The organism is Nocardioides flavus (ex Wang et al. 2016) (genome assembly GCF_014653115.1).
Classification (GTDB): domain Bacteria; phylum Actinomycetota; class Actinomycetes; order Propionibacteriales; family Nocardioidaceae; genus Nocardioides; species Nocardioides flavus.
In genome coordinates this window covers 512,401-537,087 of the sequence record NZ_BNAD01000001.1, presented here as the reverse complement: position 1 = coordinate 537,087, position 24,687 = coordinate 512,401, and the positions used below count along the sequence as shown (strand labels likewise).

Annotated in this window: 28 protein-coding genes; 12 read left to right on the top strand and 16 right to left on the bottom strand. The window is 73.2% G+C overall.

Going from position 1 to position 24,687, the window contains the following annotated elements:
• Positions 1-46 precede the first annotated feature (46 nt).
• Positions 47-409: a VOC family protein gene (locus IE200_RS02645; protein WP_191277787.1), complete on the top strand. Its 363-nt coding sequence runs from the start codon at positions 47-49 to the stop codon at positions 407-409.
• Here the strand turns inward: IE200_RS02645 and IE200_RS02640 are convergent.
• Positions 406-855, bottom strand: a complete 450-nt coding sequence (locus IE200_RS02640; protein ID WP_229856008.1) for an MOSC domain-containing protein — start codon at positions 853-855, stop codon at positions 406-408. The two genes, IE200_RS02645 and IE200_RS02640, sit on opposite strands and share 4 nt — an antisense overlap.
• Before the next feature lie 100 nt (positions 856-955).
• Between IE200_RS02640 and IE200_RS02635 the strand changes: the two genes are divergently transcribed.
• Positions 956-1,897, top strand: a complete 942-nt coding sequence (locus IE200_RS02635) for a homocysteine S-methyltransferase family protein (protein WP_191277785.1) — start codon at positions 956-958, stop codon at positions 1,895-1,897.
• A 56-nt stretch (positions 1,898-1,953) separates the two neighbouring features.
• A complete protein-coding gene (locus IE200_RS02630) occupies positions 1,954-3,516 on the top strand; it encodes an alanine/glycine:cation symporter family protein (RefSeq protein ID WP_191277784.1) in 1,563 nt (520 codons plus the stop codon).
• 9 nt (positions 3,517-3,525) lie between these two features.
• On the opposite strand, the gene IE200_RS02625 is transcribed toward IE200_RS02630, so the two are convergent.
• Together IE200_RS02625 and IE200_RS02620 are read right to left on the bottom strand one after the other, a co-directional pair.
• Complete coding sequence (locus IE200_RS02625) at positions 3,526-4,320, bottom strand: phosphatase PAP2 family protein (RefSeq protein ID WP_191277783.1); 795 nt, start codon at positions 4,318-4,320, stop codon at positions 3,526-3,528.
• A gap of 98 nt (positions 4,321-4,418) precedes the next feature.
• Positions 4,419-5,534 carry an alpha/beta hydrolase family protein gene (locus IE200_RS02620; RefSeq protein WP_229856005.1) on the bottom strand — a complete coding sequence of 372 codons (1,116 nt, stop codon included), beginning with the start codon at positions 5,532-5,534 and terminating at the stop codon, positions 4,419-4,421.
• Between the two features lie 88 nt (positions 5,535-5,622).
• Between IE200_RS02620 and IE200_RS02615 the strand changes: the two genes are divergently transcribed.
• Positions 5,623-6,522, top strand: a complete 900-nt coding sequence (locus tag IE200_RS02615) for a sigma-70 family RNA polymerase sigma factor (RefSeq protein WP_191277782.1) — start codon at positions 5,623-5,625, stop codon at positions 6,520-6,522.
• Between the two features lie 134 nt (positions 6,523-6,656).
• Here IE200_RS02615 and IE200_RS02610 read toward each other — a convergent pair whose 3' ends face one another.
• The 7 genes from IE200_RS02610 to IE200_RS02580 all read right to left on the bottom strand — a co-directional run bounded on the left by IE200_RS02610 (position 6,657) and on the right by IE200_RS02580 (position 10,779).
• Positions 6,657-6,971 (bottom strand): hypothetical protein, encoded by a 315-nt coding sequence (locus IE200_RS02610; protein WP_191277781.1) that lies wholly within the window; start codon positions 6,969-6,971, stop codon positions 6,657-6,659.
• Between the two features lie 9 nt (positions 6,972-6,980).
• Positions 6,981-7,244 carry a hypothetical protein gene (locus IE200_RS02605; RefSeq protein WP_191277780.1) on the bottom strand — a complete coding sequence of 88 codons (264 nt, stop codon included), beginning with the start codon at positions 7,242-7,244 and terminating at the stop codon, positions 6,981-6,983.
• 50 nt (positions 7,245-7,294) lie between these two features.
• Positions 7,295-7,510, bottom strand: a complete 216-nt coding sequence (locus IE200_RS02600) for a hypothetical protein (RefSeq protein ID WP_191277779.1) — start codon at positions 7,508-7,510, stop codon at positions 7,295-7,297.
• Between the two features lie 89 nt (positions 7,511-7,599).
• Entirely contained in the window at positions 7,600-9,261 is a 1,662-nt protein-coding gene (locus IE200_RS02595) for an FAD-dependent oxidoreductase (protein ID WP_191277778.1), read from the bottom strand.
• A gap of 32 nt (positions 9,262-9,293) precedes the next feature.
• Positions 9,294-9,857 (bottom strand): dihydrofolate reductase family protein, encoded by a 564-nt coding sequence (locus tag IE200_RS02590; RefSeq protein WP_191277777.1) that lies wholly within the window; start codon positions 9,855-9,857, stop codon positions 9,294-9,296.
• Between the two features lie 57 nt (positions 9,858-9,914).
• Positions 9,915-10,403 (bottom strand): SRPBCC family protein, encoded by a 489-nt coding sequence (locus IE200_RS02585; RefSeq protein WP_191277776.1) that lies wholly within the window; start codon positions 10,401-10,403, stop codon positions 9,915-9,917.
• Between the two features lie 4 nt (positions 10,404-10,407).
• On the bottom strand, positions 10,408-10,779 hold the full coding sequence (locus IE200_RS02580) for an ArsR/SmtB family transcription factor (protein ID WP_191277775.1): 372 nt from the start codon (positions 10,777-10,779) through the stop codon (positions 10,408-10,410).
• Between the two features lie 167 nt (positions 10,780-10,946).
• Between IE200_RS02580 and IE200_RS02575 the strand changes: the two genes are divergently transcribed.
• The gene (locus tag IE200_RS02575) at positions 10,947-11,918 is read left to right on the top strand and encodes a serine/threonine-protein kinase (protein ID WP_229856003.1); all 972 of its coding nucleotides are present in this window, start codon (positions 10,947-10,949) and stop codon (positions 11,916-11,918) included.
• A gap of 3 nt (positions 11,919-11,921) precedes the next feature.
• On the opposite strand, the gene IE200_RS02570 is transcribed toward IE200_RS02575, so the two are convergent.
• Positions 11,922-12,605 carry an alpha/beta fold hydrolase gene (locus tag IE200_RS02570; protein ID WP_191277773.1) on the bottom strand — a complete coding sequence of 228 codons (684 nt, stop codon included), beginning with the start codon at positions 12,603-12,605 and terminating at the stop codon, positions 11,922-11,924.
• Between the two features lie 93 nt (positions 12,606-12,698).
• Here IE200_RS02570 and IE200_RS02565 point away from each other — a divergent pair, with 93 nt between their 5' ends.
• Entirely contained in the window at positions 12,699-13,655 is a 957-nt protein-coding gene (locus tag IE200_RS02565; RefSeq protein ID WP_191277772.1) for a helix-turn-helix transcriptional regulator, read from the top strand.
• Here IE200_RS02565 and IE200_RS02560 read toward each other — a convergent pair.
• The gene (locus IE200_RS02560; RefSeq protein ID WP_191277771.1) at positions 13,645-14,277 is read right to left on the bottom strand and encodes a hypothetical protein; all 633 of its coding nucleotides are present in this window, start codon (positions 14,275-14,277) and stop codon (positions 13,645-13,647) included. The two genes, IE200_RS02565 and IE200_RS02560, sit on opposite strands and share 11 nt — an antisense overlap.
• Before the next feature lie 38 nt (positions 14,278-14,315).
• Here IE200_RS02560 and IE200_RS02555 point away from each other — a divergent pair, with 38 nt between their 5' ends.
• On the top strand, positions 14,316-14,510 hold the full coding sequence (locus IE200_RS02555) for a hypothetical protein (protein ID WP_191277770.1): 195 nt from the start codon (positions 14,316-14,318) through the stop codon (positions 14,508-14,510).
• Between the two features lie 46 nt (positions 14,511-14,556).
• On the opposite strand, the gene IE200_RS02550 is transcribed toward IE200_RS02555, so the two are convergent.
• The gene (locus IE200_RS02550) at positions 14,557-15,177 is read right to left on the bottom strand and encodes a LysE/ArgO family amino acid transporter (protein WP_229856001.1); all 621 of its coding nucleotides are present in this window, start codon (positions 15,175-15,177) and stop codon (positions 14,557-14,559) included.
• A gap of 130 nt (positions 15,178-15,307) precedes the next feature.
• Between IE200_RS02550 and IE200_RS02545 the strand changes: the two genes are divergently transcribed.
• Both IE200_RS02545 and IE200_RS02540 read left to right on the top strand, forming a co-directional pair.
• A complete protein-coding gene (locus tag IE200_RS02545; protein WP_191277769.1) occupies positions 15,308-16,087 on the top strand; it encodes an ABC transporter ATP-binding protein in 780 nt (259 codons plus the stop codon).
• A gap of 1 nt (position 16,088) precedes the next feature.
• Positions 16,089-18,641: an ABC transporter permease gene (locus IE200_RS02540; RefSeq protein ID WP_191277768.1), complete on the top strand. Its 2,553-nt coding sequence runs from the start codon at positions 16,089-16,091 to the stop codon at positions 18,639-18,641.
• Between the two features lie 7 nt (positions 18,642-18,648).
• Here IE200_RS02540 and IE200_RS02535 read toward each other — a convergent pair whose 3' ends face one another.
• Positions 18,649-19,689, bottom strand: coding sequence for a DNA polymerase IV (locus IE200_RS02535; RefSeq protein ID WP_191277767.1), 1,041 nt, complete (start codon positions 19,687-19,689; stop codon positions 18,649-18,651).
• Between the two features lie 230 nt (positions 19,690-19,919).
• Here IE200_RS02535 and IE200_RS02530 point away from each other — a divergent pair, with 230 nt between their 5' ends.
• Together IE200_RS02530 and IE200_RS02525 are read left to right on the top strand one after the other, a co-directional pair.
• On the top strand, positions 19,920-20,150 hold the full coding sequence (locus IE200_RS02530; protein ID WP_191277766.1) for a hypothetical protein: 231 nt from the start codon (positions 19,920-19,922) through the stop codon (positions 20,148-20,150).
• A 41-nt stretch (positions 20,151-20,191) separates the two neighbouring features.
• Positions 20,192-21,043 carry a GNAT family N-acetyltransferase gene (locus IE200_RS02525; protein ID WP_191277765.1) on the top strand — a complete coding sequence of 284 codons (852 nt, stop codon included), beginning with the start codon at positions 20,192-20,194 and terminating at the stop codon, positions 21,041-21,043.
• Between the two features lie 3 nt (positions 21,044-21,046).
• Here IE200_RS02525 and IE200_RS02520 read toward each other — a convergent pair whose 3' ends face one another.
• Together IE200_RS02520 and IE200_RS02515 are read right to left on the bottom strand one after the other, a co-directional pair.
• On the bottom strand, positions 21,047-22,246 hold the full coding sequence (locus tag IE200_RS02520) for a cysteine desulfurase-like protein (RefSeq protein ID WP_191277764.1): 1,200 nt from the start codon (positions 22,244-22,246) through the stop codon (positions 21,047-21,049).
• Between the two features lie 21 nt (positions 22,247-22,267).
• Entirely contained in the window at positions 22,268-23,215 is a 948-nt protein-coding gene (locus IE200_RS02515) for a succinylglutamate desuccinylase/aspartoacylase family protein (protein WP_191277763.1), read from the bottom strand.
• A 138-nt stretch (positions 23,216-23,353) separates the two neighbouring features.
• Here IE200_RS02515 and IE200_RS02510 point away from each other — a divergent pair, with 138 nt between their 5' ends.
• Positions 23,354-24,685, top strand: a complete 1,332-nt coding sequence (locus tag IE200_RS02510) for a hypothetical protein (RefSeq protein WP_191277762.1) — start codon at positions 23,354-23,356, stop codon at positions 24,683-24,685.
• Positions 24,686-24,687: the final 2 nt, after the last annotated feature.

Here is a 24,687-nt window from a genome sequence, read left to right as displayed (position 1 = left end):
CCCTCGCGGGAGTCCGGGCCGGCGTGCGTCCGGCTAGCGTGGGTCCATGGCCGACCACGCCACCCCCAACCTGCCCTGCCGCGACCTCGACGCGACGGCGGCGTTCTTCGGCTCGATCGGGTTCGCCGAGACCTACCGCAACCCCGGCTGGCTCATCGTCGAGCGCGGCGGGCTGAAGGTGGAGTTCTTCCGCGACCCGACCACGGACCCGACGACCACCTCGGCCGGCTGCTGCCTGCGCGTCGACGACCTGGACGGGCTGTACGCCGCGCTCCTGGCCGCGGGCCTGCCTGAGACGCACCTCGGGTGGCCGCGCCTGCACCCGCCGCAGGTCGAGGCCTCCGGGATGCGCATCGGTCACCTGGTGGATCCCGACGGCAACCAGCTGCGGCTCGTGCAGAACCCCTAGCCCGACCCCTCGCCCAGGACCACGTCGTCGCCGACGCTGATCGTCCCCGACGACAGCAGCCGGAAGACCGTGCCGCCGCGCGGGGACCGCAGCGCCTGCATCGCGCCGGGGCCGAGCCAGTCGTCGAGCAGCCGGCACGGCGCGGCGATGCGCACCACCTCGAGCTCGACGTCCGCGATCCGCATCCGCTCGCCGGGGCGCGTCGGGATCGGGCCGGTGGTGAGGGTGATGTTGCGCCGGGTCAGGCCCGGGTCGACGGGGCGCCCCAGGACCTCCGCGGCGGCGGTGAGGTCGTCGAGCGCCTGCACGGTGACGTGGCGGTGCCGGCTGCCGTGGTAGCGGTCGCCGACCAGGCCCGCGCCCGCCTCGGCCGCGACGGACGGGACCGGCTTCGTCGGCAGGCGGCGGCCGGGCGCGAGGTGGATCGAGTGCACGCGGGAGCTCACGCCTGCGACCGTACGCCGCGCCCCCGCAGGTCCAGACCACGGCTGACGCGTGCCGCCGATGGTGCTACACCGGAAGGTCAGCAGATCCCCGGGAGGCGCGATGTCGACCACGTGGCAGCTGCCGGCGACGGCGAACGGCTGGGTCACCGACGGCGGGCTCGAGACCGACCTGATCTTCCACCGCGGCATCGACCTGCCGGACTTCGCGTCCTTCCCGCTGCTCGACGACGCGGAGGGTCGCGCGGTGCTGGAGGACTACTACCGCGCGTACGCCGGGGTGGCCGCACGCGCCGGCGCGGGCCTGCTCCTCGAGACGCCGACCTGGCGGGCGAACGCCGACTGGGGAGCACGTCTGGGCTACGACCCCGAGGCCCTCCGCCGGATCAACCGTGAGGCGGTCGCCCACCTGCGGGCACTTGCCCACGAGCTCGGCGACCGCGTGGTGACGACGCTCGTGGTGGGCGCGATGGGTCCGCGCGGCGACGGCTACCGGGCCGGCGAGCACGACGCGGAGCACTACGCCGACTACCACCGGCCCCAGCTCGAGGCGTTCGCCGAGGAGGGCGCCGACCTCGCCACGGCGTACACCCTGAGCACGGTCGCCGAGGCCGTGGGCGTCGTGCGCGCGGCCCAGGACGTCGACCTCCCGGTGGCGGTCTCTTTCACCGTCGAGACCGACGGCCGGCTGCCCGACGGCACCGCGCTCGGCGAGGCGGTCGAGCGGCTCGACGAGCTGACGGCGGCCGCCGCGGCACACCTGCTGGTCAACTGCGCCCACCCCGACCACGTCGCGGCCGGGGTCGACGTCGCCGCGCCGTGGACCGGACGGATCGCCGGCCTGCGCGTGAACTCGTCGCGGCTGAGCCACGCCGAGCTCGACGAGGCCGAGCAGCTCGACGAGGGCGACCTCGCCGACCTCCGGGAGACGACGCGCAGGCTCGCGAGCGACCTCCCGGCCGTACGGATCGTCGGTGGCTGCTGCGGCACGGACGCGCGACACGTCGCGGCGATGTGGGACGGGTGGACCCCGCGACCGGTGTGAACGAACCCACCCCTAGGGGTTGAGCGCGGCGCCGATCACTGGTTGGGTCGTCGGTTATGACATCCGAGGCGGCAGAGATAGTGGCGGCAGAAGGCATCCAGCAGGAGTGGGAATGGCTGGCGTCCATCGAGGACGCGATCAACTCCACCTTCGACCCGGTCGCCAACGCGGTGGCGTCGGTCATCTTCTACGCACCGACGATCGGCGGGGTCTCCTTCCCGCTGATCGTGCTGTGGCTCGTGGTCGCGGCGATCGTCTTCACGATCTACTTCAAGGGCATCCAGTTCACGTCGTGGAAGACGTCGATGGACCTGGTGCGCGGCAAGTTCTCCCGCGCCAGCGACCCCGGTGAGGTCACCCACTTCCAGGCCCTCTCGTCGGCCGTGTCCGGCACCGTCGGCCTCGGCAACATCGCCGGCGTCGGCGCGGCGGTCACGCTCGGTGGCCCGGGCGCGACGTTCTGGATGATCATCGCCGGCCTCTTCGGCATGTGCACCAAGTTCGTCGAGTGCACCCTCGGCGTGAAGTACCGCGAGGTGCACGAGGACGGCAGCGTGACCGGCGGCCCGTTCCGCTACCTGCCGGTCGCGTTCGAGCGCTTCGGCAGCGGCGTTTCCCGCGGGCTCACGATCGTGTTCGCCGTCGCGCTGTTCCTGTTCGGCGCGGTCGGCGGCAACATGTTCCAGGCCAACCAGACCTTCGCGCAGGCGCGCGAGGTGACCGGCGGTGACGACGGCTTCCTCGGGTCCGCGGGCTCCGCTCTGATCTTCGGCATCGTCCTGGCGCTCCTGGTCGGCGCCGTGATCATCGGCGGCATCACCTCCATCGCCAAGGTGACCTCCAAGCTCGTCCCGGTGATGGCGCTGCTCTACCTCGGCACCTGCCTGCTCGTGATCCTCGGCAACCTCACCAACATCCCGGACGCGATCGGCACGATCGTCACCGGCGCCTTCAACCCCGAGGGCGTCGCCGGTGGTGCGCTCGGCGTCCTCATCATCGGCTTCCAGCGTGCGGCCTTCTCCAACGAGGCCGGCGTCGGCTCCGCGCCGATCGCCCACTCCGCGGTCAAGACCAAGCACCCCGTCAGCGAGGGCTTCGTCTCCCTCCTCGAGCCCTTCATCGACACCGTGGTCATCTGCACCATGACCGCGCTGACGATCGTGATCGCCGACTCGGCCTACTACTCCGAGCAGCGCGAGATCGTCGCCGGCGGCGGACCGACCCCGGACGGCGTCGTGGTCACCTCGCGGGCGTTCGAGACGTTCCTGCCGCAGTTCCCGGTGATCCTCGCCATCGCGGTCGCCCTGTTCGCGTTCTCGACGCTGATCACCTGGTCCTACTACACGATGAAGGCGTGGACCGAGCTGTTCGGCCGGTCCAAGCGCAGCGAGGCGATCTTCAAGATCGTCTTCTGCCTCTTCACCGTCATCGGCAGCGTCATGACCTTCACCTCGGTCCTCACCTTCGCCGACTCGATGCTCTTCGTCTGTGCGATCGTGAACCTGCTCGCCTGCTACATCCTGCTGCCGAAGGTCCGCGAGGAGCTGCGCTCCTTCCGCGAGGGCCGTCGTACGGGCGCCATCAAGGAGGTCCCGGTCGAGGAGCGCGCGACGACCTGACCGACCGCCTCAGTCGTCGTGGCGGCCGGCCCCTGTGCGTGGCACGGGCGCGCCGGCCGCCATCGGCGCGGACAGCTGGGCGAACGCGGTCACGGCCAGGGCGGTGGCCAGGGCGATCCCGGCCAGCACCACCCCGGCGTCGAGGAAGCCCGACCAGCCGGTGTCGGGCCGTACGCCCACGGCCAGCAGCCCGGCCAGGGCCACGCCGACGCCGGTGACGGCGAAGACGCGGTGCTGGCGGGCGGGGGCGGTGCCGGGCATCCCGCCGCGCGTCAGGCTCCAGACCGTCAGCACGCCCGTGCCCCAAGCCAGGCACACCAGGATCGCGCCGACGATGTCTGCAGGCCTGTGCCAGCTCGCGACCAGCGTCGCGGCGGCGGTCACCGTCACGGCCGCCGAGCCGACGAGCGAGACGGTGACGCGTGCCTGACCGGGCACGACGAGGAGCGCGGCGAGGACCAGCGAGACCACGACCGTGGAGTGCCCGCTGGGGAAGCTCGTCACGGTGAGGTAGCCGAAGTCGGAGCGCTCGGACAGCGCCTTCATCGCCTGGGTGGTCACGTTGGCCCCGAGCACCAGCGCCCCCGCCGCCACGGCCGCGGCGTACAGCCGGCGCACCCACGCCACCCCGACGAGCAACGCGACGGCGACCGCGATCGATCCGAGCGAGACGTTGCCGAGGACGCCGACGAGACGCCGGGTCGCGGCCGCGTCGCCGGCGACGATGTCCATCCCGGCCTGGTCGAGCTCCTGTCCCAGCCGCGTGTGCTGGCTGCGGTCGGCCAGCCAGACCAGCGCGGTCACGCTCAGCAGCCCGACCCCGGTGCAGGCGGCCGTGCTCCGCCACCGCCGCCACTGCTCGCGCGCACGGCGGACGGGCTCCCGGTCCCCGCGTCCCGCGTTCAGGCCGGCATCCGGGCGTCGAGGAAGCGCACGGTCCGGTCCATCGCGGCGACGAAGGCCGGACCGAAGGCGTGCCCGTCGTCGTACCACTCGAGCGTCGCGTCCACGCCCGCGCGCGTCATCGCACGCTGCGTGGCGCGGGCCCACGCGGGCGGACAGGTGTCGTCGAACCTGCCGTGCACCATCAGGACCGGCTCGGTGATCTCGCCGAAGAGGGGGCGGGGCGAGATGCCGCGCCAGAACCCGGGGTCCTCGGCGGGGAGACCGTGCCGCCCGCGGAACTCGGCCTTCAGCTGCGCGAGCGGGGCGTCCGGTCGCTGGAACTGCGCGAAGTTCTCCGCCTCGAGGCTCGACACCGACGCCCAGCCGACGCCCGCGGCGAAGAGCCCGGGCTCGGCGGCCAGCGCCTTCATCATCACGCCGCCGCCCATCGACCGGCCGAACAGCGCGATCCGGTCGGGGTCCACCCGTACGTCGCGCGACCTGCGCAGGGCGTGCAGCGCCGCGATCGTGTCGGCGGCATAGCCGAGGCGTACGGCGGTGTCCACGCGTGGGTCGTCAGCGGACTCGGCGTGGTTGCGGTAGTCGACGTGCAGCGCCACGTAGCCCCGCTGCGCGAGGAAGCCGCGCTCGCGCGTCATGCCCTGCCCGCGCACGTAGACCGCAGGGTCGATGTAGCCGTGGGCGAGGACGACGGCGGGGAAGGGACCCCGGCCGGTCGGCACGTTGAGCACGCCGCTGATCCGCAGCGGCCGGGTGCCCCTTCCGGCGGTCGTCGACGCGAAGGTGACGTCGTACGACGTGTAGGCCGAGGTCCGTTCGCGCACCGCTCCCAACCGGAGGTCGCCCCCGGTCAGGTCGGCCTGTGCCAGGGCGGCCATCGAGATCGGGTCGACGGGCTCGGGCTCCTCGGTGGGTTCCGTGGAGGGCTCTTCGGTGGGTGCCTCGGTCGCCCCGGACGTCGGCTCCTCGGTGGATTCGTCCGAGGACGCGGTCGGTGACGGCACGTCCGGGGACGGCGCGGACCGTGACTCGCCGGTGCACCCGGCGAGCAGCGCCAGCAGCACGACCAGTGCCGTGACGAGTCCGGGTGCGGGGAGCCGGGGGGCGTCCATGGCGTCCAGTGTGCGGGAGGGCTGGTCACACATCCGGCCGCCCACTCGTCACCGGGTTGCGATGATGCGGGCGAGGGAGGGCGGAGCGATGGAACGGGTGGAGACCTTCGAGGCCGAGCGGCCACGGCTGCTGGCCCTGGCCGGCCGGGTGCTGGCCGACCGGGACGAGGCGGAGGACGTCGTGCAGCAGGCGTGGCTGCGCCTGGACCGTGCCGTCACCCGCGACGGCACCGCGATCGAGAACCTGCCGGCCTGGCTGACGACGGTCACCACCCGCCTGTGCCTGGACCGGTTGCGGGCGCGTACGCCGGTCCCGGTGGACGACCTCGACGACCCGGGCGAGGTGTGGTCGCAGCCGCCGGTCGACCCGGCCGACGACGTCGCGCTCGCCGACACGGTGGGTGTCGCTCTGCAGGCGGTCATCGACCGGCTCTCACCGCGCGAGCGGGTAGCGTTCGTGCTGCACGACAGCTTCGGCTTCGAGTTCGCCACGATCGCGAGCCTGCTCGACACCACGCCGGCCGCCGCCCGCAAGCTCGCCTCGCGTGCGCGGGCCAAGGTCGCCCAGCCCCCGGCCGAGGACGCCCTCGCCGACTGGGAGGTCGTCGACGCGTTCATGGCGGCGGCCCGCGGTGGTGACCTCCAGCGGCTGCTCCGGCTCCTCGCGCCCGACGCGGTCGTCGGCGCCGACGAGGCGGCAGTCCTGGCCGGCACACCCGCGTCCCTCGAGGGTCGCAGCGAGGTCGCGGCCTTCTTCGACGGCAGCGCCCAGGCCGCGATGGCGGTCTTCGTCGGCGACCGCCCGGCGGCGGCGTGGTTCCACCGTGGCCGCGCGGCGGTCGTCTTCGACTTCACCGTCGAGCACGGCCGGGTCGCGGCCATCACCTTCCGTGCCGACCCCGAGGTGCTCGCCCGGGTCGTACGCCGCGAGGGTGGTGAGGTCCGGCCGTCCGGCACCCCGCGGGGTGGCGGCACATCGCAGGTTTGAGGGCCGTACGGGTGCGATCTGCCGCCACCTTCGGGCGCGAGGTCGGCGGGGTGGCACACTGGAGGTCACACCCCCAAGAAGTCGCTCGGCTGGTGCCGCGACATGCAGGCCGCCTTCGCGGCCCTGCCGGAGGACTAGCGCGAGCGGCGGTCGGCGAGCACCCAGGCGGCCGCGGACGCGGCTGCGGTGACACCGAGGACCGACGGCCAGGTGCCGACCTTCCTGGCCAGCGGGTGCGAGAGGCCCATCGCGGTCCAGTACGCCGCGGTCAGGCCAGCGGCCAGCGGCGCGCCGCCCACGGCGTACCACTGCCGTGCGGCGAGCGCGTTGGCGCCGATCATCGCGACCCCGCCGAGCGGGCGTACCCCGGTCTGCTGGGCGAGCGCGAAGCCGCCGACGAGGCCGGCCGCGAGGAGCGGGGCGGTGGGGACGTGGGAGAGGTCGGGCACGCCTCGACCCTAGCGAGCGACCGGCTGCCGGTCGGGCTCGCGCGCACCGTCGCGGCGGGCGTCCCGCAGCTCGCAGGTCTGGGACAGCCCGATCGCCCAACACCCCGGGCAGCCGCGCAGGAAGACGACCGCCGGCACGGCGAGGAGCATCGCGAGCGGCCCCCACGACGGCACCAGGACGAAGGCCGCGACCAGCAGCGGCAGGCCGACCGCTCCGCGCACCAGGTGCTCGGGGACGCTTCGGCTCGCGAAGAGGGTGTCGAGGTCACGCACGCCGGGGGTTCGACGCCGCGGGTCGGACGGATGGCGCAGCGAGTCCGCGACTACTGGCTGGGCTCCGGCACGTCGACGTCGACGTCGGCGCAGTCGACCTTGGGGTTCAGCCCGGTGTAGTTGAGCGGGCCGGCCACGATGTTGAGCGCGATGTCGCTCGCCTCGGAGCAGTTGGTCTCCGCGTCCTCGAAGTAGCCGCGCTGGAACGCGGCGAACGCGCCGATGACGAGCCAGACCACGACCAGGATGCTGATCAGTCGTCCCATGGGGACCTCCTCGATCCACTCGGCGGGATAGCCGGTGCTCCACTCTGCCGTCCGGGTGCGCCCGGGACCACCCTCCCAGGGGTAGGCGGCTACTGCGCCAGCCAGGCGTGGACCGACGACACGATCGACGCGCCCTCGCCGGTCGCCGAGGCCACCCGCTTCATCGATCCCGACCGGATGTCGCCACCGGCGAAGATGCCCGGCACGGTCGTGGCCAGGTCCTCCGGCGGCACGTCCCCGACCCACCGGTCCGGCGGGATGTCGCGGCCGGTCAGGACGAACCCCCGCTCGTCACGCAGCACGCTCGGGGGCAGCCAGGCGCACTCCGGGGCGGCGCCGAGCAGCAGGAACAGACCGCGCGCCCCGACCCGCTCGCGGTCGCCGTTCGCGACGTCCTCGAGGTCGAGCCAGGCGAGGTGGCCCACGTCGTCGGGCCCGCCGTCGACGACGCGCGTCGAGCCGCGCACCGAGATCCGCGGGTTCCACTCGATCTCGTCGATCAGGTAGGACGACATCGTGGCGGTCAGGTCGGCCCGGCGTACGACGATCGTGACCGTGCGCGCGAAGCGGGCCGCGTGGATCGCCGCCTGGCCGGCGGAGTTGCCGCCGCCCACCACCACGACGTCGTCTCCGGCGAGCTCGCGCGCCGCGGCCATCGCCGCGCCGTAGAACACACCGCGCCCGACCAGCTCCTCGAGGGAGTCCACCCCGAGGCGGCGGTAGTCGACACCGGTGGCGACCAGGACCGTACGGGTGTGCACGTCGCCGCCGTCGGTGTGCACGACGTGGTGGTCGCCGTCGGTGCACGGGGAGATGCCGGTCGCCGGCCACCCGGTGAAGAACCGGGTGCCGAAGCGCAGCGCCTGCCCGCGCGCCCGCTGGGCCAGTCGCATGCCCGAGATGCCGCGCGGGAAGCCGAGGTAGTTGCGGATCATCGAGCTGGTGCCGGCCTGGCCGCCGATGGCCTCCGCCTCGAGGCACACCGTCGAGAGGCCCTCGCTCGAGGCGTACACGCTGGCCGCCAGCCCGGCCGGGCCCGCGCCCACGACCACCAGGTCGACCACCTCGTCGACGTCGATGTCGTCGGGACGGCCGTAGAGCTGGTTGGCCAGCGCGCGCACGCTCGGGCAGTGTCCGCACCAGCCGGCCAGCGAGGAGACGACCGGCCAGCGTCCCTCGTGCTCGGGACACGTCGCCATGACCTCGCGACCCACCTCGCTGTCGGGGTGGTGCACGCCGGCCGGCATGCCGACGCGGGCGAGGTAGTCGAGGAGCTCGCGGGTGAGCGCGTCCTTCTCGGGCGTGATGATGCGGACGTTCTCGACCACAGGCGCGGCCACCGTCGCGTTCCACTCGTTGAGCAGCTCGCCGACAGCGCCGTGGAACTCCTCGTCCCTCGGTCCCTGCGGCATCAGCAGCAGGGCGTCGACCTTGCCGGCGGCGACGGCGTGCCGGAACTCCTGGCTGTCGGCGAGGAAGCGGCTGACGTGCGCCACGACCAGGCGGCGCGCCGTCGGCACCGCCTGGCGGGTGCCGCCGATGAGCGCGAGCAGCTCGTCCCGGTCGTGGTCGCTGTCGATGACGAAGAGGGCGACCTGGTGCCCCTCACGCCCCAGGTCCTCCGCGGTCGCCCTGGCGGCGTCCTCGTCGCCGACGTGGCGGACGTCGTACTCGCGCTCGTAGCGGGCGAACGCCTCGGCGAGGACGTCGGCGTGGTGGGCGGAGGCGATGACGATGGCGGGCGCACCCATGGCCAGAGCGTAGTGCCCCGGCCGGTGCCGTCTCAGTGCACGACGTCGTAGACCTGGAGCGTGATCCCGTTGGCGTACGCCGCGTGCTCCGTCAGCGCCAGCGAGGTCTTGTCGCCGTCGGCGAAGAGCCGCTTCCCGCTGCCGAGCAGCAGCGGGAACACCAGCAGGTGGTAGCGGTCGACCAGGCCGGCGCGGGCCAGGCCCTGGGCCAGGGTGGGGCTGCCGTGGACGTGGATCTCGCCGCCCTCGGTCTCCTTGAGCTCGGCGACCGCGTCGAGGGAGCGCAGCACCCGCACCTCGTCGTCGCCCCACGGCGCGGTGTCGCCCGGCAGGGTCGTGGACACGACGTAGCGCGGCATCGCGTTGTAGGTCGCGAACTCCTCCATCGAGGGCCAGTGCGGGGCGAACTCCTCGTAGGACTGCCGGCCGAAGAGGAGGGCGGAGGCCTGCTCGGCCTCGCGGCCCTTGATGTCGTAGGCCGCCTCGTCGAAGGCGACGTCGGCGAAGGTCCACCCGGCGTGCGGGTGGTCCCCGCCGCCGGGGGAGTCGACGATGCCGTCGAGGGTGACGAACTCGGTGACGACGATGGGGCGCATGGTGCTCTCCTGCTGCTCTGGGTGTGGTGCGGTCGGGTCTGGTCGGGTGCCGGTCGCTCAGGACGCGAGCAGCTCGTCGATCTGGTTGATCGCGAGGCTCGAGCCCTCGACGACGCCCATGTCGAGGACCTGCTGCAGGGCCTCGGCGCTGGCGTACGTCGCCACGTAGGTCGCTCGGGTTCCGGTGTCGGTGGGCGCGAGCTCGTAGGTGTTGGTCGACTCCGGCAGGTCGGTGTTGCGGGCGAAGGTCTCGTCGAGCGCGAAGCCGTCGCGGAAGGTGAAGGAGGTGGGCTCCTCGACGGTGACCACGTCCCAGTAGGCGTAGTACTTCTCGCCCTCGGGGCTCGTCATGTAGTAGTTCATCCGTCCGCCGGGGACGAGGTCGTGGTCGACGAACGTCGCGGGGTGGGTCGGAGGACCCCACACCCGCTCGAGCTGGCGGGGGTCGGCGTACACCTGCCACACGCGATCCACGGGTGCGGCGAAGTCGGCGGTGATGGTCAGGGTCAGGGTGTCCGGGTCGTGGCGGACGTCGGTGACGGGCATGGGCTCATTCCTCTTCTGGGTGATCGGTCCCAGGTGGCTGCGGTGCCTGCTGGGGTGTGGCGAACAGCTCGTCCATGCGGGAGATGCGGCCGCGCCAGAGCGCCTCGAGGTCGGTGAGCATCGCGCCCACGGACCGCACCGCCTCCACGTCGCCGCTCGCCAGGGCCTCGCGTCCCTGCCGACGCTTGGTCAGCAGGCCCGCCCGCTCCAGCACGGCGACGTGCTTCTGGACGGCGGCGAAGCTCATGTCATAGCTGCGTGCCAGGGCCGAGACGGAGTGCTCGCCGGCCAGCACGCGGCGCAGGATGTCGCGGCGCGTGCGGTCGGCGAGCGCGTGGAACCAGGCATCGGCCCGGTCATCGTCCGTCTCGGTCATGACGACAACCTACAACTAATTGGTTGTAGGTTGTCAAGGCCACCCGGAGGGAGGGGGAGCGTGTACGAAAACGTCGGATCGGGGCACTGGCGGGAGTAGCATCCGACGCTGGCGCGATCTGCGCGCTGGATCTCTAGGGAAGTGGGGCACGGCCCATGCACAGGCTCGTGGAAGGACTCCGCCTCGGGGACCGCTACGTGCTGCAGGAGCGGATCGCCTCCGGCGGCATGGCCGACGTGTGGCGCGGCATCGACGACGTGCTCAAGCGCGACGTCGCCGTCAAGGTCATGCGCGCCGACCCGGACAACGAGGAGATCTTCCTCGAGCGGTTCCGCGACGAGGCGCAGCACTCCGCCGCCCTGATGCACACCAACATCACCACCGTCTTCGACTACGGCGAGGACGACCACCGCACCTACCTCGTGATGGAGCTCGTCGAGGGGCTCCCGCTCTCCGCGGTCATCCGCGAGCAGGGCGCGATGAACCCCGAGGCGGTGCGCTCGATCCTCGGCCAGGCGGCCCTCGCACTCGGTACGGCTCACGAGGCGGGCGTGGTGCACCGCGACGTCAAGCCGGCCAACATCCTCGTGCGCGAGGACGGCCTGGTGAAGCTCACCGACTTCGGGATCGCGCGTGCCATCGACACCATCGGTCACACGCGGGTGGGCGAGATGCTCGGCACCCCCAACTACATCAGCCCCGAGCAGGCCGTCGGGCAGACCGCGACCGGCGCGAGCGACCTCTACGCCCTCGGTGTCGTCGGCCACGAGATGCTCACCGGCACGCGTCCGTTCGACCGCGGCACCCCCATCGCGACGGCCATGTGCCACGTCAACGAGCCGCCGCCGCCGCTGGGCGACGACGTGCCGGAGGACCTGCGCGCGGTCGTGGCGTCGCTGCTGGAGAAGGACCCTGCCGACCGGCCGGACTGCGCGCTCTCCGTCGCCGTGCTGCTCGGGATGGCGCCTCCGGAGCTCGCCGAGGTCGACGTCGACGCCTCCGGGGTGTCGAGCGGCTACGTCGTCATGCCGGTCACCCCGCTCACCCCGTCGACGCCGCTGGAGGCCGTCAAGCCCCCGGACCGGGCGCCGGCCGACCTCCCGACGATGGCCGCCGGCCCCGAGGAGCTCCTCGACTGACGGCTACCTCCGGGTCGCCTCGTCCAGCAGCGCCGCCAGCTCGGCCGGCCTGGTGAACATCGGCCAGTGGCCGGAGTCGATGTCGACGAGCTCGAGCGCGGTCGCGTCGGAGAGCTCGGGCACGTCGCCGGTGGCGATCCACTCCCGCGCCTGCTCGGGAGTGAACTCGGCGCACACCAGCGTGAGCGGTACGCCGTGGCGGCGCTCGTCGGTCCAGGTCACCACTCCCTTGGTCACCCCGGTCGGGACCGGGTGCGCGCCCGCGGCGACCTCGGCCTTGAGGTCGGGCGACATGTCGTCGGAGTCGGGGCCGGCGAACGGCTTCCAGCCGGGGAACGGGACGCCGTCGCCCGTCGGCTCGAAGAAGTCGGCGTAGGTGTTGCCGCCGGTGGCGGGGAAGCCCCCGATCAGGACCACGCCGGTGATCGCGTCGGGCCGCCGGTCGGCCGCGACCCACGCCAGGGTCGACGCGGCGGAGTGGCCGACCACGAGGGGGGAGCCCTCGGCGGCGTCGACCGCGGCGAGCACCGCGGCGGCCTGCTCGTCGTACGTCGCCGTCGTCGCGCCGTCCCCCTGACCGGGCAGGGTGACGGGGATGCCGCGGTGGCCGCGCTGCTCGAGCTCGGGGAGCACGGCGTCCCACGCGGAGCCGTCGAGCCAGAGTCCGGCGATGAGCACGATGTCCATGGGGTCTCCTTGACCTTGATGTGTCGGTGTCGAGGACGACGGTAGAGCCGATTCCGGACGATCTGCGTCCGGAATCGGTGCAAGACTGGCGGGATGAGGGACGTCAGCCCGACCGCACGGGCGCTGCGGGCGCTGGACGTCCTTCAGGGCCGGCCCGGTGTCACCGCAGCCGAGCTGGGCGAGCGGCTCGGCGTCACCGAGCGCGCGGCCCGGCGCTACGTCGCGATCCTGCGCGAGGCCGACATCCCGGTCGAGTCCACCCGCGGGCCCTACGGCGGCTACACCCTGGGTCGCGGGCTGCGGCTGCCGCCGCTGGTGTTCTCCGCGACCGAGGCGCTCGGCCTGGTGATGGCCGCGCTCGACTCGCGCCACGCCGTCGCGGACCCCGACGACCCGGTGGGCGCCGCGCTCGGCAAGATCCTCCGGGTGCTGCCGGCCAACGTCGCGCGGCAGGCGGTCGCGCTGCGCGACACCGCGCGTACGGTGCCCGACCGGGCCCCGGCCCGGCCCGACCCCACCGTGACCAGCGACCTCGTCGCCGCGGTGGCGGCCCAGCGGCAGGTGCGCCTCGGCTACCGGACGGCGGCGGGCCACGCCCGGACGTTCGAGGTCGACCCGTGGTCGGTGGTGGTGAGGTACGGCCGGTGGTACCTGCTGTGCCGCTCGCACCACGCCGACGCGCTGCGGACCTACCGCATCGACCGGGTCACCGAGGTGGTGCAGCTCGAGGGAGGCTTCGAGGTGCCCGCCGACCTCGACCCGGCCGCCGAGCTCGAGGCCAACCTCGGCACCGGCTGGGACCACGGGACGCACGTGGTCTTCGACGCCCCTCTCGAGCGGCTCCGTCCGTGGGTCCCGCCCACGCGCGGCACCCTGCGCGGGCTGCCCGACGGGCGGTGCGAGCTCGTCGGCAGCACCAGCAACCCCGAGGCGTACGCCGGCGAGTGGCTCGCGCAGGTGCCGGTCCCGTTCACGGTCGTGGGCGGGCCGGAGCTGCGGGCCGCGGTGGAGGCGGTGGCGCAGCGGCTGGCGCGCTCGGTCAGCGGCTGACCGCGACCTCCGTGCGCAGCGTCCACCCGGGCGAGATCGGCAGGTAGTCGCCGCTCCAGAACTTCCCGGGGTCGTACCAGGTCGCCCGGCGGTCGTCGCGCAGGATGCCCATCTCGATGTAGCAGGTGGCTACGATCTCGGCGCAGAACGCCGCCTCCGGGGTGACCTTGCGGCCGCGCTTGCGGTGGGGGACGTACGCGTCGCGCCCGCGCAGCCAGCGCGCGCCGAGCCGGGTGAGGCTGGGGAAGGAGACCCCGTCGAGGCGCGCGATCGCGCGCAGCATGCCGTCCTCCTCGTCGCGCCCGATCTCCGGCTCGAGCTGCCGCAGCCAGGCGTCCTGGTCGTACTCGCCCTGCCAGCGCGCGACCGCATCGCGCAGGTCGTGCAGCTGCACCCCACGGTGGTGCGCGCCCGTCCACACGTCGAGCTGCTTCTTGCCGAGCTCGGCGTGGAAGATCAGCGGCGGCAGGTCGTCGACCACGACCGCCATCCCGACGTGGTTGACCGGCGAGTTGGTGACGGCCCGGATCGCCCGGTCGGGGGCCCGGCGCCCGCGGAAGAGCCAGATGTCGCCGCTGCGGGTGAGGTCCACCGCCTGGTCGAGGGTCAGGGGCGATGCCATGCGCGCAGTCTGCCCCACCGGGTCCTACGCTTGGCGCCATGCGCGCATGGAAGTGGCTCGGCCTGGCCGGGATCCTGGCCGGCGTCGCCACCGGCGCCGCGGTCGCCCGCGACGAGCGCGTACGCCGCCACTACGAGCCGTCGGAGATCCGCGAGCGGCTGCACCGGCGGCACGACGAGGCTGTGGCGCGCGAGGCTGGGGCGGACGGTCCGCCTGTCGCCCCCGGTAGTTAGGGACGTTCTCGTAGGTGAACTGGCCCGAAGACCTACCAGAACGTCCCTAACTACCGAGGGCGAGGCGTACGGCGATCGCCAGCATCACCAGGCCGATGACCACGTCCAGCACCTGCCAGGCGCGGGGGCTGGCGAGCCGTGGCGCGGCGAGGCGGGCGCCGTACGCCAGGCCGGCGAACCACCCGAGGCTCGCGACACAGGCGCCGAGGGCGAACCACCACCGCCCGGTGGGGCCGTGGGTGCCCGCGATCGAGCCGAGCAGCAGGACGGTGTCGAGGTAGACGTGCGGGTTCAGCCAGGTGAGCGCCACCGCGCGGGCCGCGACGCTGACACGGCGCTCGGGCCGCGACGGGACAGCGGACCCGGGGGAGCCGACCGTCAGGACCTGGGGCGTACGGGCGCGGCGCAGCGACCCGACCCCGTACACCGTCAGGAACGCGACGCCGAGCCAGCGGACCACCTCGACGGCCCACGGCGCCCGGTCCACCACCACTCCGATGCCGCCGACGCCGGCGAGGATCAGCACGACGTCGGAGAGCGCGCAGATCGCGACGACGAGCCCGACGTGGCTGCGGCGCAGGCCCTGGCGGAGGACGAAGGCGTTCTGCGCGCCGATGGCGACGATGAGGGAGAGGCCGGTCAGCAGCCCGGCCGCCACGTCTCCCACGGGGCCAACCTAGGCCCATCGGCCACCGGACCACTGGTCTGGACCCCGAGGGACCCCTGACGAGCGTCAGGGGTGGACCGGGGCGTTATCCCATGGCTGGCTGTTCAGGCCCCCTGCCAGACTTGCCGCCATGACTGAGCAGACCCCGGGGGGAGCGGCGCGCGGCGTCGCGGCGAGCGCGCGTGACCTGGTGAAGACGTACGGCAAGGGCGAGGCGGAGGTGCGCGCGCTTGACGGCGTGACCGTCGACCTGATGAAGGGGGAGTTCACGGCCGTGATGGGTCCCTCGGGCTCCGGCAAGTCGACCCTGATGCACTGCCTGGCCGCCCTCGACACCCCGACGTCCGGCGAGGCGATCGTCGACGGCACCGCCCTCGGCGGGCTCAAGGACAAGGACCTCACGACGCTGCGCCGCGAGCGGGTCGGCTTCGTCTTCCAGTCGTTCAACCTGGTGCCGACGCTGACCGCCGAGGAGAACATCCTCCTCCCGCTCGACCTCGCCGGCCGCAAGCCGGACAAGGCGTGGTTCGACCAGGTGGTCGACGCGGTCGGCCTTCGCCCGCGGCTCGGGCACCGCCCGAGCGAGATGTCGGGCGGCCAGCAGCAGCGGGTGGCCTGCGCCCGCGCGCTCGTCAGCCAGCCGAGCATCGTCTTCGCCGACGAGCCGACCGGCAACCTCGACTCCACCAGCGGCGCCGAGGTGCTGGGATTCCTGCGCCGCAGCGTCGACGAGTTCGGCCAGACCGTGGTGATGGTGACCCACGACCCCGTCGCCGCGTCCTACACCGACCGCGTCCTCTTCCTCGCCGACGGCCGCATCGTCGACGAGCTGCGCCAGCCCGACCGCGACCACATCCTCGAGAAGATGGCGCGCCTGCAGGACGCCGCGGTCGCGAAGGCGGCGGGCTGACATGCTCCGGCTGACCTGGCGCAACCTGCTCGCTCGCAAGGTGCGCCTGCTGATGAGCACGCTCGCGATCGTGCTCGGCATCGGCTTCCTCGCCGGTGTGATGACCTTCAGCACCGGCCTCAACGCGACCTTCGACAACATCATCAGCGGCTCCACCTCCGACGCGGTCGTACGCCCGGCGGGCGAGCTGCAGGGTGCCAACGCGGGGGTCGGCACGTCGCAGGTGGTCACCCCCGAGGACGTCGAGCGCATCGGCGCGCTGCCCGAGGTGGACGACGCGGTCGGCTCGGTCGACGGCGTCGGGTCCTTCCTGCTCGGCCAGGACGGCAAGCTCGTCGGCGGCCAGGGCGCCCCGACGCTGGCCTTCAACTACGCCCCCGTCGAGAACATGGCCGGCGAGTCGATCCTCGAGCTCACGGCCGGCGACTGGCCGGCCGAGCCGGGCGAGATCACCATCGACACGTCCTCGGCCGAGCGCGGCTCGTACGAGGTCGGCGACACGGTCACGATGATCGTGCCGACGGCCGAGACCATGCGCGAGTTCACCCTCGTCGGCACCGCCGACTTCAACGGCGGCGGTACGGCGGGCGCGACGCTCGTCCTGCTCGACACCGCCGAGGCCCAGGAGATCTTCCTCGACGGCCAGGACGCCTTCACCAGCGTCGCGCTGACCGGCGCGTCCGGGGTGTCGCAGACCGAGCTCGCCGACGCGGCCGCCGCCGTCGCGCCCGACGGCTTCACCGCCGTGACCGGCGACGAGGTCGTGGAGGAGAGCCAGGAGCAGCTCGGCCAGTTCCTCGACGTGATCTCCTACTTCCTCGTCACCTTCGCGGTGATCGCGATCGTCGTCGGCGCGTTCATCATCTTCAACACCTTCTCGATCCTCGTCTCCCAGCGCGTCCGCGAGTCCGCGCTGCTCCGCGCCCTCGGCGCCAGCAAGAAGCAGGTCACCCAGTCGGTCCTCGTGGAGGCCTTCCTGATGGCGCTCGTCGGCGCCACGCTCGGGCTGCTGCTCGGGCTCGGCCTCTCGCGCCTGCTGGCGAGCCTCTTCCGCACCTTCGGCCTCGACATCGCGGGCGAGGTGCTGACCCTGACCCCCTTCACCGTGGTCGCCGGCTACGTCGTCGGCATCGTCGTCACGATGGTCGCGGCGTTCGTGCCGGCCCGCCGCGCGGCGAAGGTGCCGCCGGTCGCCGCGATGCGCGACGACCTGGTGGTCCAGGAGAAGGGCATGGGGCGCCGCCTCCTGCTCGGCACGATCGCCATGGTCGTGGGCACCGCGCTCGCCGTCCTCGGGCTGCTCGGCGCCCCCGGCAACGACGCGATCTGGATCGGCGTCGGCGCGGTCATCTGGGTGATCACCACCGCTGTGCTCGCCCCCGTCGTCGGCAGGCCGGTGCTGCTCGCGTGCCGGACCGTCTTCGGCCGGCTCTTCGGCACCGCCGGTCGCCTCGCCGGCGAGAACGCGCTGCGCAACCCGCGTCGTACGGGCGCCACCGCCTCCGCGCTGATGATCGGCCTCGCGGTCGTGTCGGCGGTCGGCGTGCTGGCCTCGTCGCTGAGCGCGACCAACGACGCGATCGTCGACGACGAGTTCAGGAGCGACTTCCTGGTCCAGATGCCGACCTTCCAGGGCTTCCCCGCGCAGTACGGCGACCGGATGGCGGAGGTCGACGGCGTCGACCTGGTCTCGCGCCAGCAGGGCACCCCGGTGAGCGTCGAGGTGGACGGTGAGCCGGACCAGACCTTCCTGGTCGGGGTGGACGACGCGTTCTTCGAGATCTACGAGCTCGGGATGGTCGACGGCACCGACGAGATCTCGGGCCGGCAGGCGCTGCTCAACGAGGGGCGTGCCGACGACCTCGACGCCGGCGTCGGCGACACCGTCGACATCTCCTTCCCCGGCGGTGAGACCATCCCGGTCGAGGTCGTGGGGATCTTCGAGGACACCCCGACCACGGGCGGCATCACCGTCCCGCTGCCGGTGCTCGAGGAGGCGGGGCTCAAGCGCAGCGACTCCGCGCTCAGCATCATGGTCGCCGACGGGGCCGACCGTGGAGCGGTCAAGCAGGACCTCGAGGACGTCGTCGCCGAGCTGCCGATCCTGTCCGTGCAGGACAAGGTCGAGTTCAAGGAGCTCATCAGCAGCCAGGTCAACCAGCTGCTGTCGGTGATCTACGGACTGCTCGCGCTGGCCGTCGTCATCGCCGTCATCGGCATCGTCAACACCCTCGGCCTCAGCGTCATCGAGCGCACCCGCGAGATCGGCCTGCTGCGCGCGGTCGGCCTGTCGCGGCGCCGGCTGCGGCGGATGATCACGCTGGAGTCGGTGGCGATCGCCGTGCTCGGCGCCGTGCTCGGCATGGCGCTGGGCCTGGTCATCGGCGTGGTGCTGCGCGAGTCGCTCAAGGAGGACCTGACCGAGCTGTCGCTGCCACTGGGCAGCCTGGGCGTCTTCCTCGTGGTGGCGGTGGTCTTCGGAGTGCTGGCCGCGGTCGTCCCGGCGATCCGCGCGTCGCGGATGAAGGTGCTCGAGGCGATCGCCACCGAGTGACGCCGGATCAGTAGCCGCCGGGCGGCGGGACCATCTCGCCGCGCACGCCGAGCAGGCGTACGGGCCGGTCGTCGTCGAGGGCGACGAACAGCTCGTACGCCGTCCTCGCGATCACCTCGACGTCGTACGTCGGCTCGGCGAGCTTGCGGACCTTGGTGAAGGTGAAGAACGGGGCGAAGCGGGCCTTCAGGTGCACCCGCTGCACCGGCCGGTCCTCGGCGCGCACGTCGTCGACGACCCGCTCGGCGAGCTCGGCCAGGGCGGCCCGTACGTCGTCGGCGGTGGTGAGGTCGGCCTGGAAGGTCGTCTCGCGGCCATGGGCGCGGGCCACCCACGGGGTGTCGTCGGGACGCGACCGACCACCGCCGCGACCGAGCCGTCCGAGGTGGGCGCCGCTGGACGGCCCGAACGCCGCCACCAGCGCGTCCTCGTCCGCCGCGGCGAGGTCGGCCACCGTACGGATGCCGATCGCCTCGAGTCGGGCGGCGATCTTCGCACCGACGCCCCACAGCGCGGTCGTCGGTCGCTCGCCCATGACCTCCATCCAGTTGTCGCGGGTGAGCTGGAAGGTGCCCCGGGGCTTGCCGAACTCGGTCGCGATCTTGGCCCGCACCAGGGTGTCGCCGATGCCGACCGAGCAGTGCAGCGACGTCGCCGCGAGCACCGCGGCCTGGACCTCGCGGGCGGTGGCGAGCGGGTCGTCGGTCTCGACGCCGACGAACGCCTCGTCCCAGCCGAGCACCTCGACGACCGCGCCGGGGTGGGATCGCAGGGTCTCCATCACCCGCGCCGACGCCTCCTCGTACACCGGCCGGTCGACGGGCAGGAACACCGCGTCGGGGCAGCGCCGCTTCGCCAGCCTGAGCGCCAGCCCGGACCGTACGCCGTGCTCGCGCGCCTCGTACGACGCGGTCGACACGACTGCCCGCTCCGTCGGGTCGCCCCGGCCGCCGACCACGACCGGCAGGCCGACCAGCTCCGGTCGGCGCAGCAGCTCGACGGCGACGAGGAACTGGTCCATGTCGACGTGGAGCACCCACTGGGTCACCCGGCCATCATGGCGCCCGCCGGTGGGGGTGGCGGCACATTGCAGTGGCTGCCGCGTGGTGGCGGCAGATTGCAGCCGGACCAGCCTTCGGCGTGCGATGTGCCGCCACCCCTGCGGGGGGTCGTCGTGGTGGTGGCGGCAGATTGCAGCCGGACCAGCCTTCGGCGTGCGATGTGCCGCCACCCCTGCGGGGGGTCGCCGCGTCCCGCCGTCGGCGTACGGTCGAGGCCATGAACGATCACCAGCGCGACCCCGACCCGTACGCGGAGCACCCGGAGGAGTCCGTCTTCCCGGCCGCGGGCGAGCGGGTCAGCGACGAGGACCGCCGGCGCGCGCTCGACGCCGAGCCCGCGGGCAACGCCACGGTCGGCGACACGGTCGCCACCGACCGCGTCGACTCCCGTGTCCACGAGGACGGGCCGGGGGCCGACGAGGTCGACCGGCAGGCCCACGAGCAGTAAATCGGGAGCGAGCCGGCACGACCGGGTGCGACTGTTCGCCCATGACTCCTGAGCGTCTCGACGTCGACCAGGCCCTGGCTCGCATGCAGAAGCTGGCCTCGCGGACCTGGTCGCCGGAGTCACGGCACCACCCGGGCCAGCTCGCCTGGTCGGCGGCCTACGGCGAGCCCGACGTGCTCGACCTCGGTCCGGCCCACGTGCTCGAGGACGCTTGGGCGTGGCTGGAGTCGCTGGACTGGTTGGAGGTCTGCGGCACCGACCCGACCGCGGTCGACGCCGTCGTCGTCGCCGCCCTCGCGGAGGCGGCCGACGAGGTCACCGCCAGCACCCTCGAGACGGAGACCGCCGTGATCGGCGTGCTGGCCGACCACGGCTTCACCGAGGTGGAGTCGCCGTGGTTCACCCACCACCACCTCGACCTCGATGGCCTGCCCGCGGTGGACCTCCCCGAGGGGTACACCGTCCGCGCGGTGCGGGCCGACGAGGCCGAGGCCCGTGCGGCGGTCCACCGTGCCGCCTGGTCGCCGACGTCGCGGGTGACGACTGCGGCCTACGAGCGGCTGATGGCGACCGCGCCCTATCGCCCGGAGCTCGACCACGTCGTGACCACGACCGACGGCGAGTGGGTCGCCTCCTGCTGCGTCTGGCTCGACGCGACGACCGGGGTCGCCCTGGTCGAGCCCGTGGGGTGCGTCGAGGAGCACGGCCGCCAGGGTCTCGCCACGGCCGCCTCGGTCTCGGCGCTCACCGCCGCCCGCGACGCCGGCGCCACGACCGGGCTCGTGTGCCCGCGCGGCGACGACGGCTACCCCGGACCGGCCCGGCTCTACCGACGGATCGGATTCGTGCCGGGGGCCCGCACGCGGACCTACCGCTGGCGGCGAGGGGACTGACCGTCAGGCGAGGACGTCCGTGAGCCCTTCGAGCAGTCGGTCGACGTCGCTGTCGTCGTTGTAGGCCGCAAGCCCGATCCGCAGCCCGGCGTCGACGGGGAGGCCCAGCGCGCGGAAGGTCTCGTGGGCGTAGAACGTCCCGGCGGGGGCGAGGACCTCACGCTTCGCCAGCTGCTCGTACGCCTCGACGGGCTCGCGGTCGCGCAGCGTGAGGAAGAGGGTGGAGGTCCGGTCGGCGGCCCGGGAGTGCAGCGTCAGGTGGTCGCCGAGCTCGGCCAGACCCTCCTCGATCCGGAGCCGCAGCCCCAGCTCGTGCTCGGCGATCGACGCGGCAGCGGACACGAGGCGCGAGCGGCGGGAGTCGCCGCTCCCGACGGACGCGATGAGGTCGACCGCGGCCGTCACCCCGGCGAGCAGCTCGTACGGGAGGGTCCCGAGCTCGAAGCGCTCGGGCACTGCGTCGGACGACGGCAGGAGCTTGTCGGGGCGCAGGGTCTCGAGCAGCGCGGGGTCGGCGACCAGCGCGCCGCAGTGCGGCCCGAAGAACTTGTAGGGCGAGCAGACCAGGAGGTCGGCGCCCATCGCGGCGATGTCCGGTGCCGCGTGCGCGGCGTGGTGGACGGCGTCGACGTGGACGAGCGCCCCGACCTCGTGCGCCTGCGACGCGACGGTCGCGACCGGCGGACGGGTGCCGAGCAGGTTGGACGCGGCGGTGAGGGCGACCAGCCGCGTCCGCGGGGTGATCGCGTCGAGGGAGGACAGGTCGAGCTCGCCGGTCGCCGGGTCGAGCCGCAGCCAGCGCACGGTCGCGCCGGCCCGCTCGGCCGCCTGGATCCACGGCCGGACGTTGGAGTCGTGGTCGAGCTCGCAGACCACGACCTCGTCGCCCGGTGACCAGGTCTTCGCCAGTGCGCGGGAGATGTCGTACGTCAGGGCGGTGGCGCTGCGCCCGTGCACCACGCCGCCGGGGACCCCGCCCACGAGGTCGGCGACGGCGGAGCGGAAGCCGGCGACCGCGTCCTCGGCGTTGCGCTGGCTGACCAGGGCGGACCCGCGCTGCGACAGCGGGCCGGTGAGCGTACGGGCGATCGCCTCGCCGACGACGCGCGGCGTCTGCGTGCCGCCGGGGTTGTCGAAGTGGGCGATGCCGGAGGCGAGGGAGGGGAACTCGGAGCGGAAGGCGGCGACGTCGAAGGCGGGCACACCCGCACTCAACCAGACGCCTCAGGAGGCGATGTGCACCACGGCGTCCCCGGAGTTCACCAGCGGCGCCTCGGTGCGGCCGATGACGATGCCGTCGCGGTTGGCGTAGACCGCGCGCAGCGTCTTGCCGAAGGAGTCGAAGAGGGTGCCGAGCCGCTCACCGTCGCTGACCTTCTGCCCGAGGTGCGCGTCGAGGTGCAGGATGCCCGTGCGGCGGGCGCGGACCCAGCCGCTCGAGCGACACTCCAGGCTGTCCTCGACGGGCGGCTCGACGACCGCGTCGGTCATGCCGAGCGCGGCCAGCACCCGGCGTACGCCCGCGACGCCGGCCTCGACGGCGTAGTCGTCGAAGCGCAGGTTCTCGCCGCCCTCGTAGAGCAGCACCGTGGCGCCGCGTTCGCGGGCGGCGTGGCGCAGCGATCCGTCGCGGATCTTCGCGTGCAGCATCACCGGCGCGCCGAACGCGGCGGCGAGCTCGCGGGTGCGCGGGTCGTCGAGGTCGGCGCGGACCTGCGGAAGGTTGCTGCGGCGGTCGGAGCCGGTGTGCAGGTCGATGCCCACCTCGCAGCCGGCGACGATCTCGCGCATGAACAGGTGCGCGATGCGGCCGGCGAGCGAACCGCGGGCCGAGCCGGGGAAGGAGCGGTTGAGGTCGCGGCGGTCGGGGAGGTAGCGGTCGCCCGTCATGAAGCCGAGGACGTTGACGATCGGTACGGCGACGAGCGTCCCGCGGAACGACTTGGGGTCGAGGCCGGCCATCACCTGGCGCACCACCTCGACGCCCGCGACCTCGTCGCCGTGGATGGCGGCGTTGATCCACACGGTGGGCCCGTCCTCGCGCCCGTGCACGACCCGCACCGGCAGGGTGACGTCGGCGCCGGTGACGAGGCGGGTGATGGGCAGCTCCAGGGCGCGTACGGTGCCCGCGCGGATCCGTACGCCGCCGATGCCGAACGACTCGCGTGCCATCAGCGGGCGGTCGTCGGTGCGGCGGCGGTGGTCACGCGTCCAGCCTAGTGGCGCGCGGGGACAGTCCCCGGGGGCCGGCGTGACAACTTCTCGTCGTCTGGCACCGTCTCCCTGTCACCGTCCCACCGAAGGAACCCCATGCGATCGCTCTCCGTCGTGGCCACCGGCCTCCTCGCCGCCACCCTGCTGCCCGCCACCGCGCCGGCGTACGCCGCGGGAGAGACCTGCCAGGGGCGGCCTGCGACGATCGTGGGCCAGCCACTGCAGACCAGCCTCGTCGGGACGGACGGTCCGGACGTGGTGGTGACCAACGGTGCACTCGGCATCGACACGCTCGGGGGTGACGACCTGGTCTGCGTCACCGACGTGGACCGGCCCGGCCTTCTGACGCTGCGCACCGGGGCGGGCGACGACGTGGTGGACGCCTCGGTGTCGGGGTCGATGATCGACGCCGAGCTGGGCAGCGGGTCCGACCACTACACCGCCTCGGCCGGCCGGGACGTCGTGGTGCTCGGGTCCAGGGATGGTCGCACCCGCACGGACCTGGAGGCCGACACGGTCGTGGCCACGTCCGGGGCGAGCTCGATCCAGTCCGGCGACTGGTACTTCTCCGGGATGCTCGACGTGGCCAACGCCGACGTCCTGGACCTCGCCGGGGCCTCGCACACGATCTACTGGAGCGGGATCCAGGCCCCCGGGTCACGCGTGGCGGTCGGCACCTCGGCCGAGCTGCGACCCGCCCTAGGCGTCGGCGACATTTCCATCGACGCGGTCCGGGGAACGTGGACCGAGGACGGTGCGCCGGTGCTCTCGTGGACGGGTGCGGTCACCCGCTTCGAGCTGCACGGTGGCGCGCCGCGTTCGTTGTCCCTCACCGGCAGCGACCGCGACGAGTACGTCGGCGTCTCCCTCAGCCGCGGTGCCCGAACGGCCCTGCGGATCGCCCTCGGCGGCGGCGACGACATCCTGGACGTGCCGGACGGGACCGGCTGGCGCGGCAGTGAGTACGTCGGCGGCCCGGGCGAGGACTCGATCGACCTGTGGGCCGGCAAGCGCCTCGACCTCGACCTGGCCACGGGCCGACTCGAGAACCGGTTCTTCGGCAGGACCCAGCGCAGCACCTTCCGTGGCTGGGACGACGTGAAGGTCGTGGCGAAGCGGATGAAGGTCCTCGGCACCAGGAAGGCCGACAGGATCCGCTTCGCCGCCTGCACGGCCACCGTCCGCGGCCGCGCGGGCAAGGACTCCTTGGAGTCCTACCGCAGGGGCGACGACACCTTCCTGCTCGACTGCGACGCGCGGAAGTCCACCATCCGCATCTACGGCGACGGCGGCGACGACCGGATCTCCGGCAGCCGGGGCAAGGACCTGCTTGTCGGTGGCCCGGGCCGCGACACGACCCACGGCAGGGCCAACCGCGACCGGTGCAGCGGCGAGAGGCTGACGAGCTGCGAGGTACGCCTGCGCTGAGG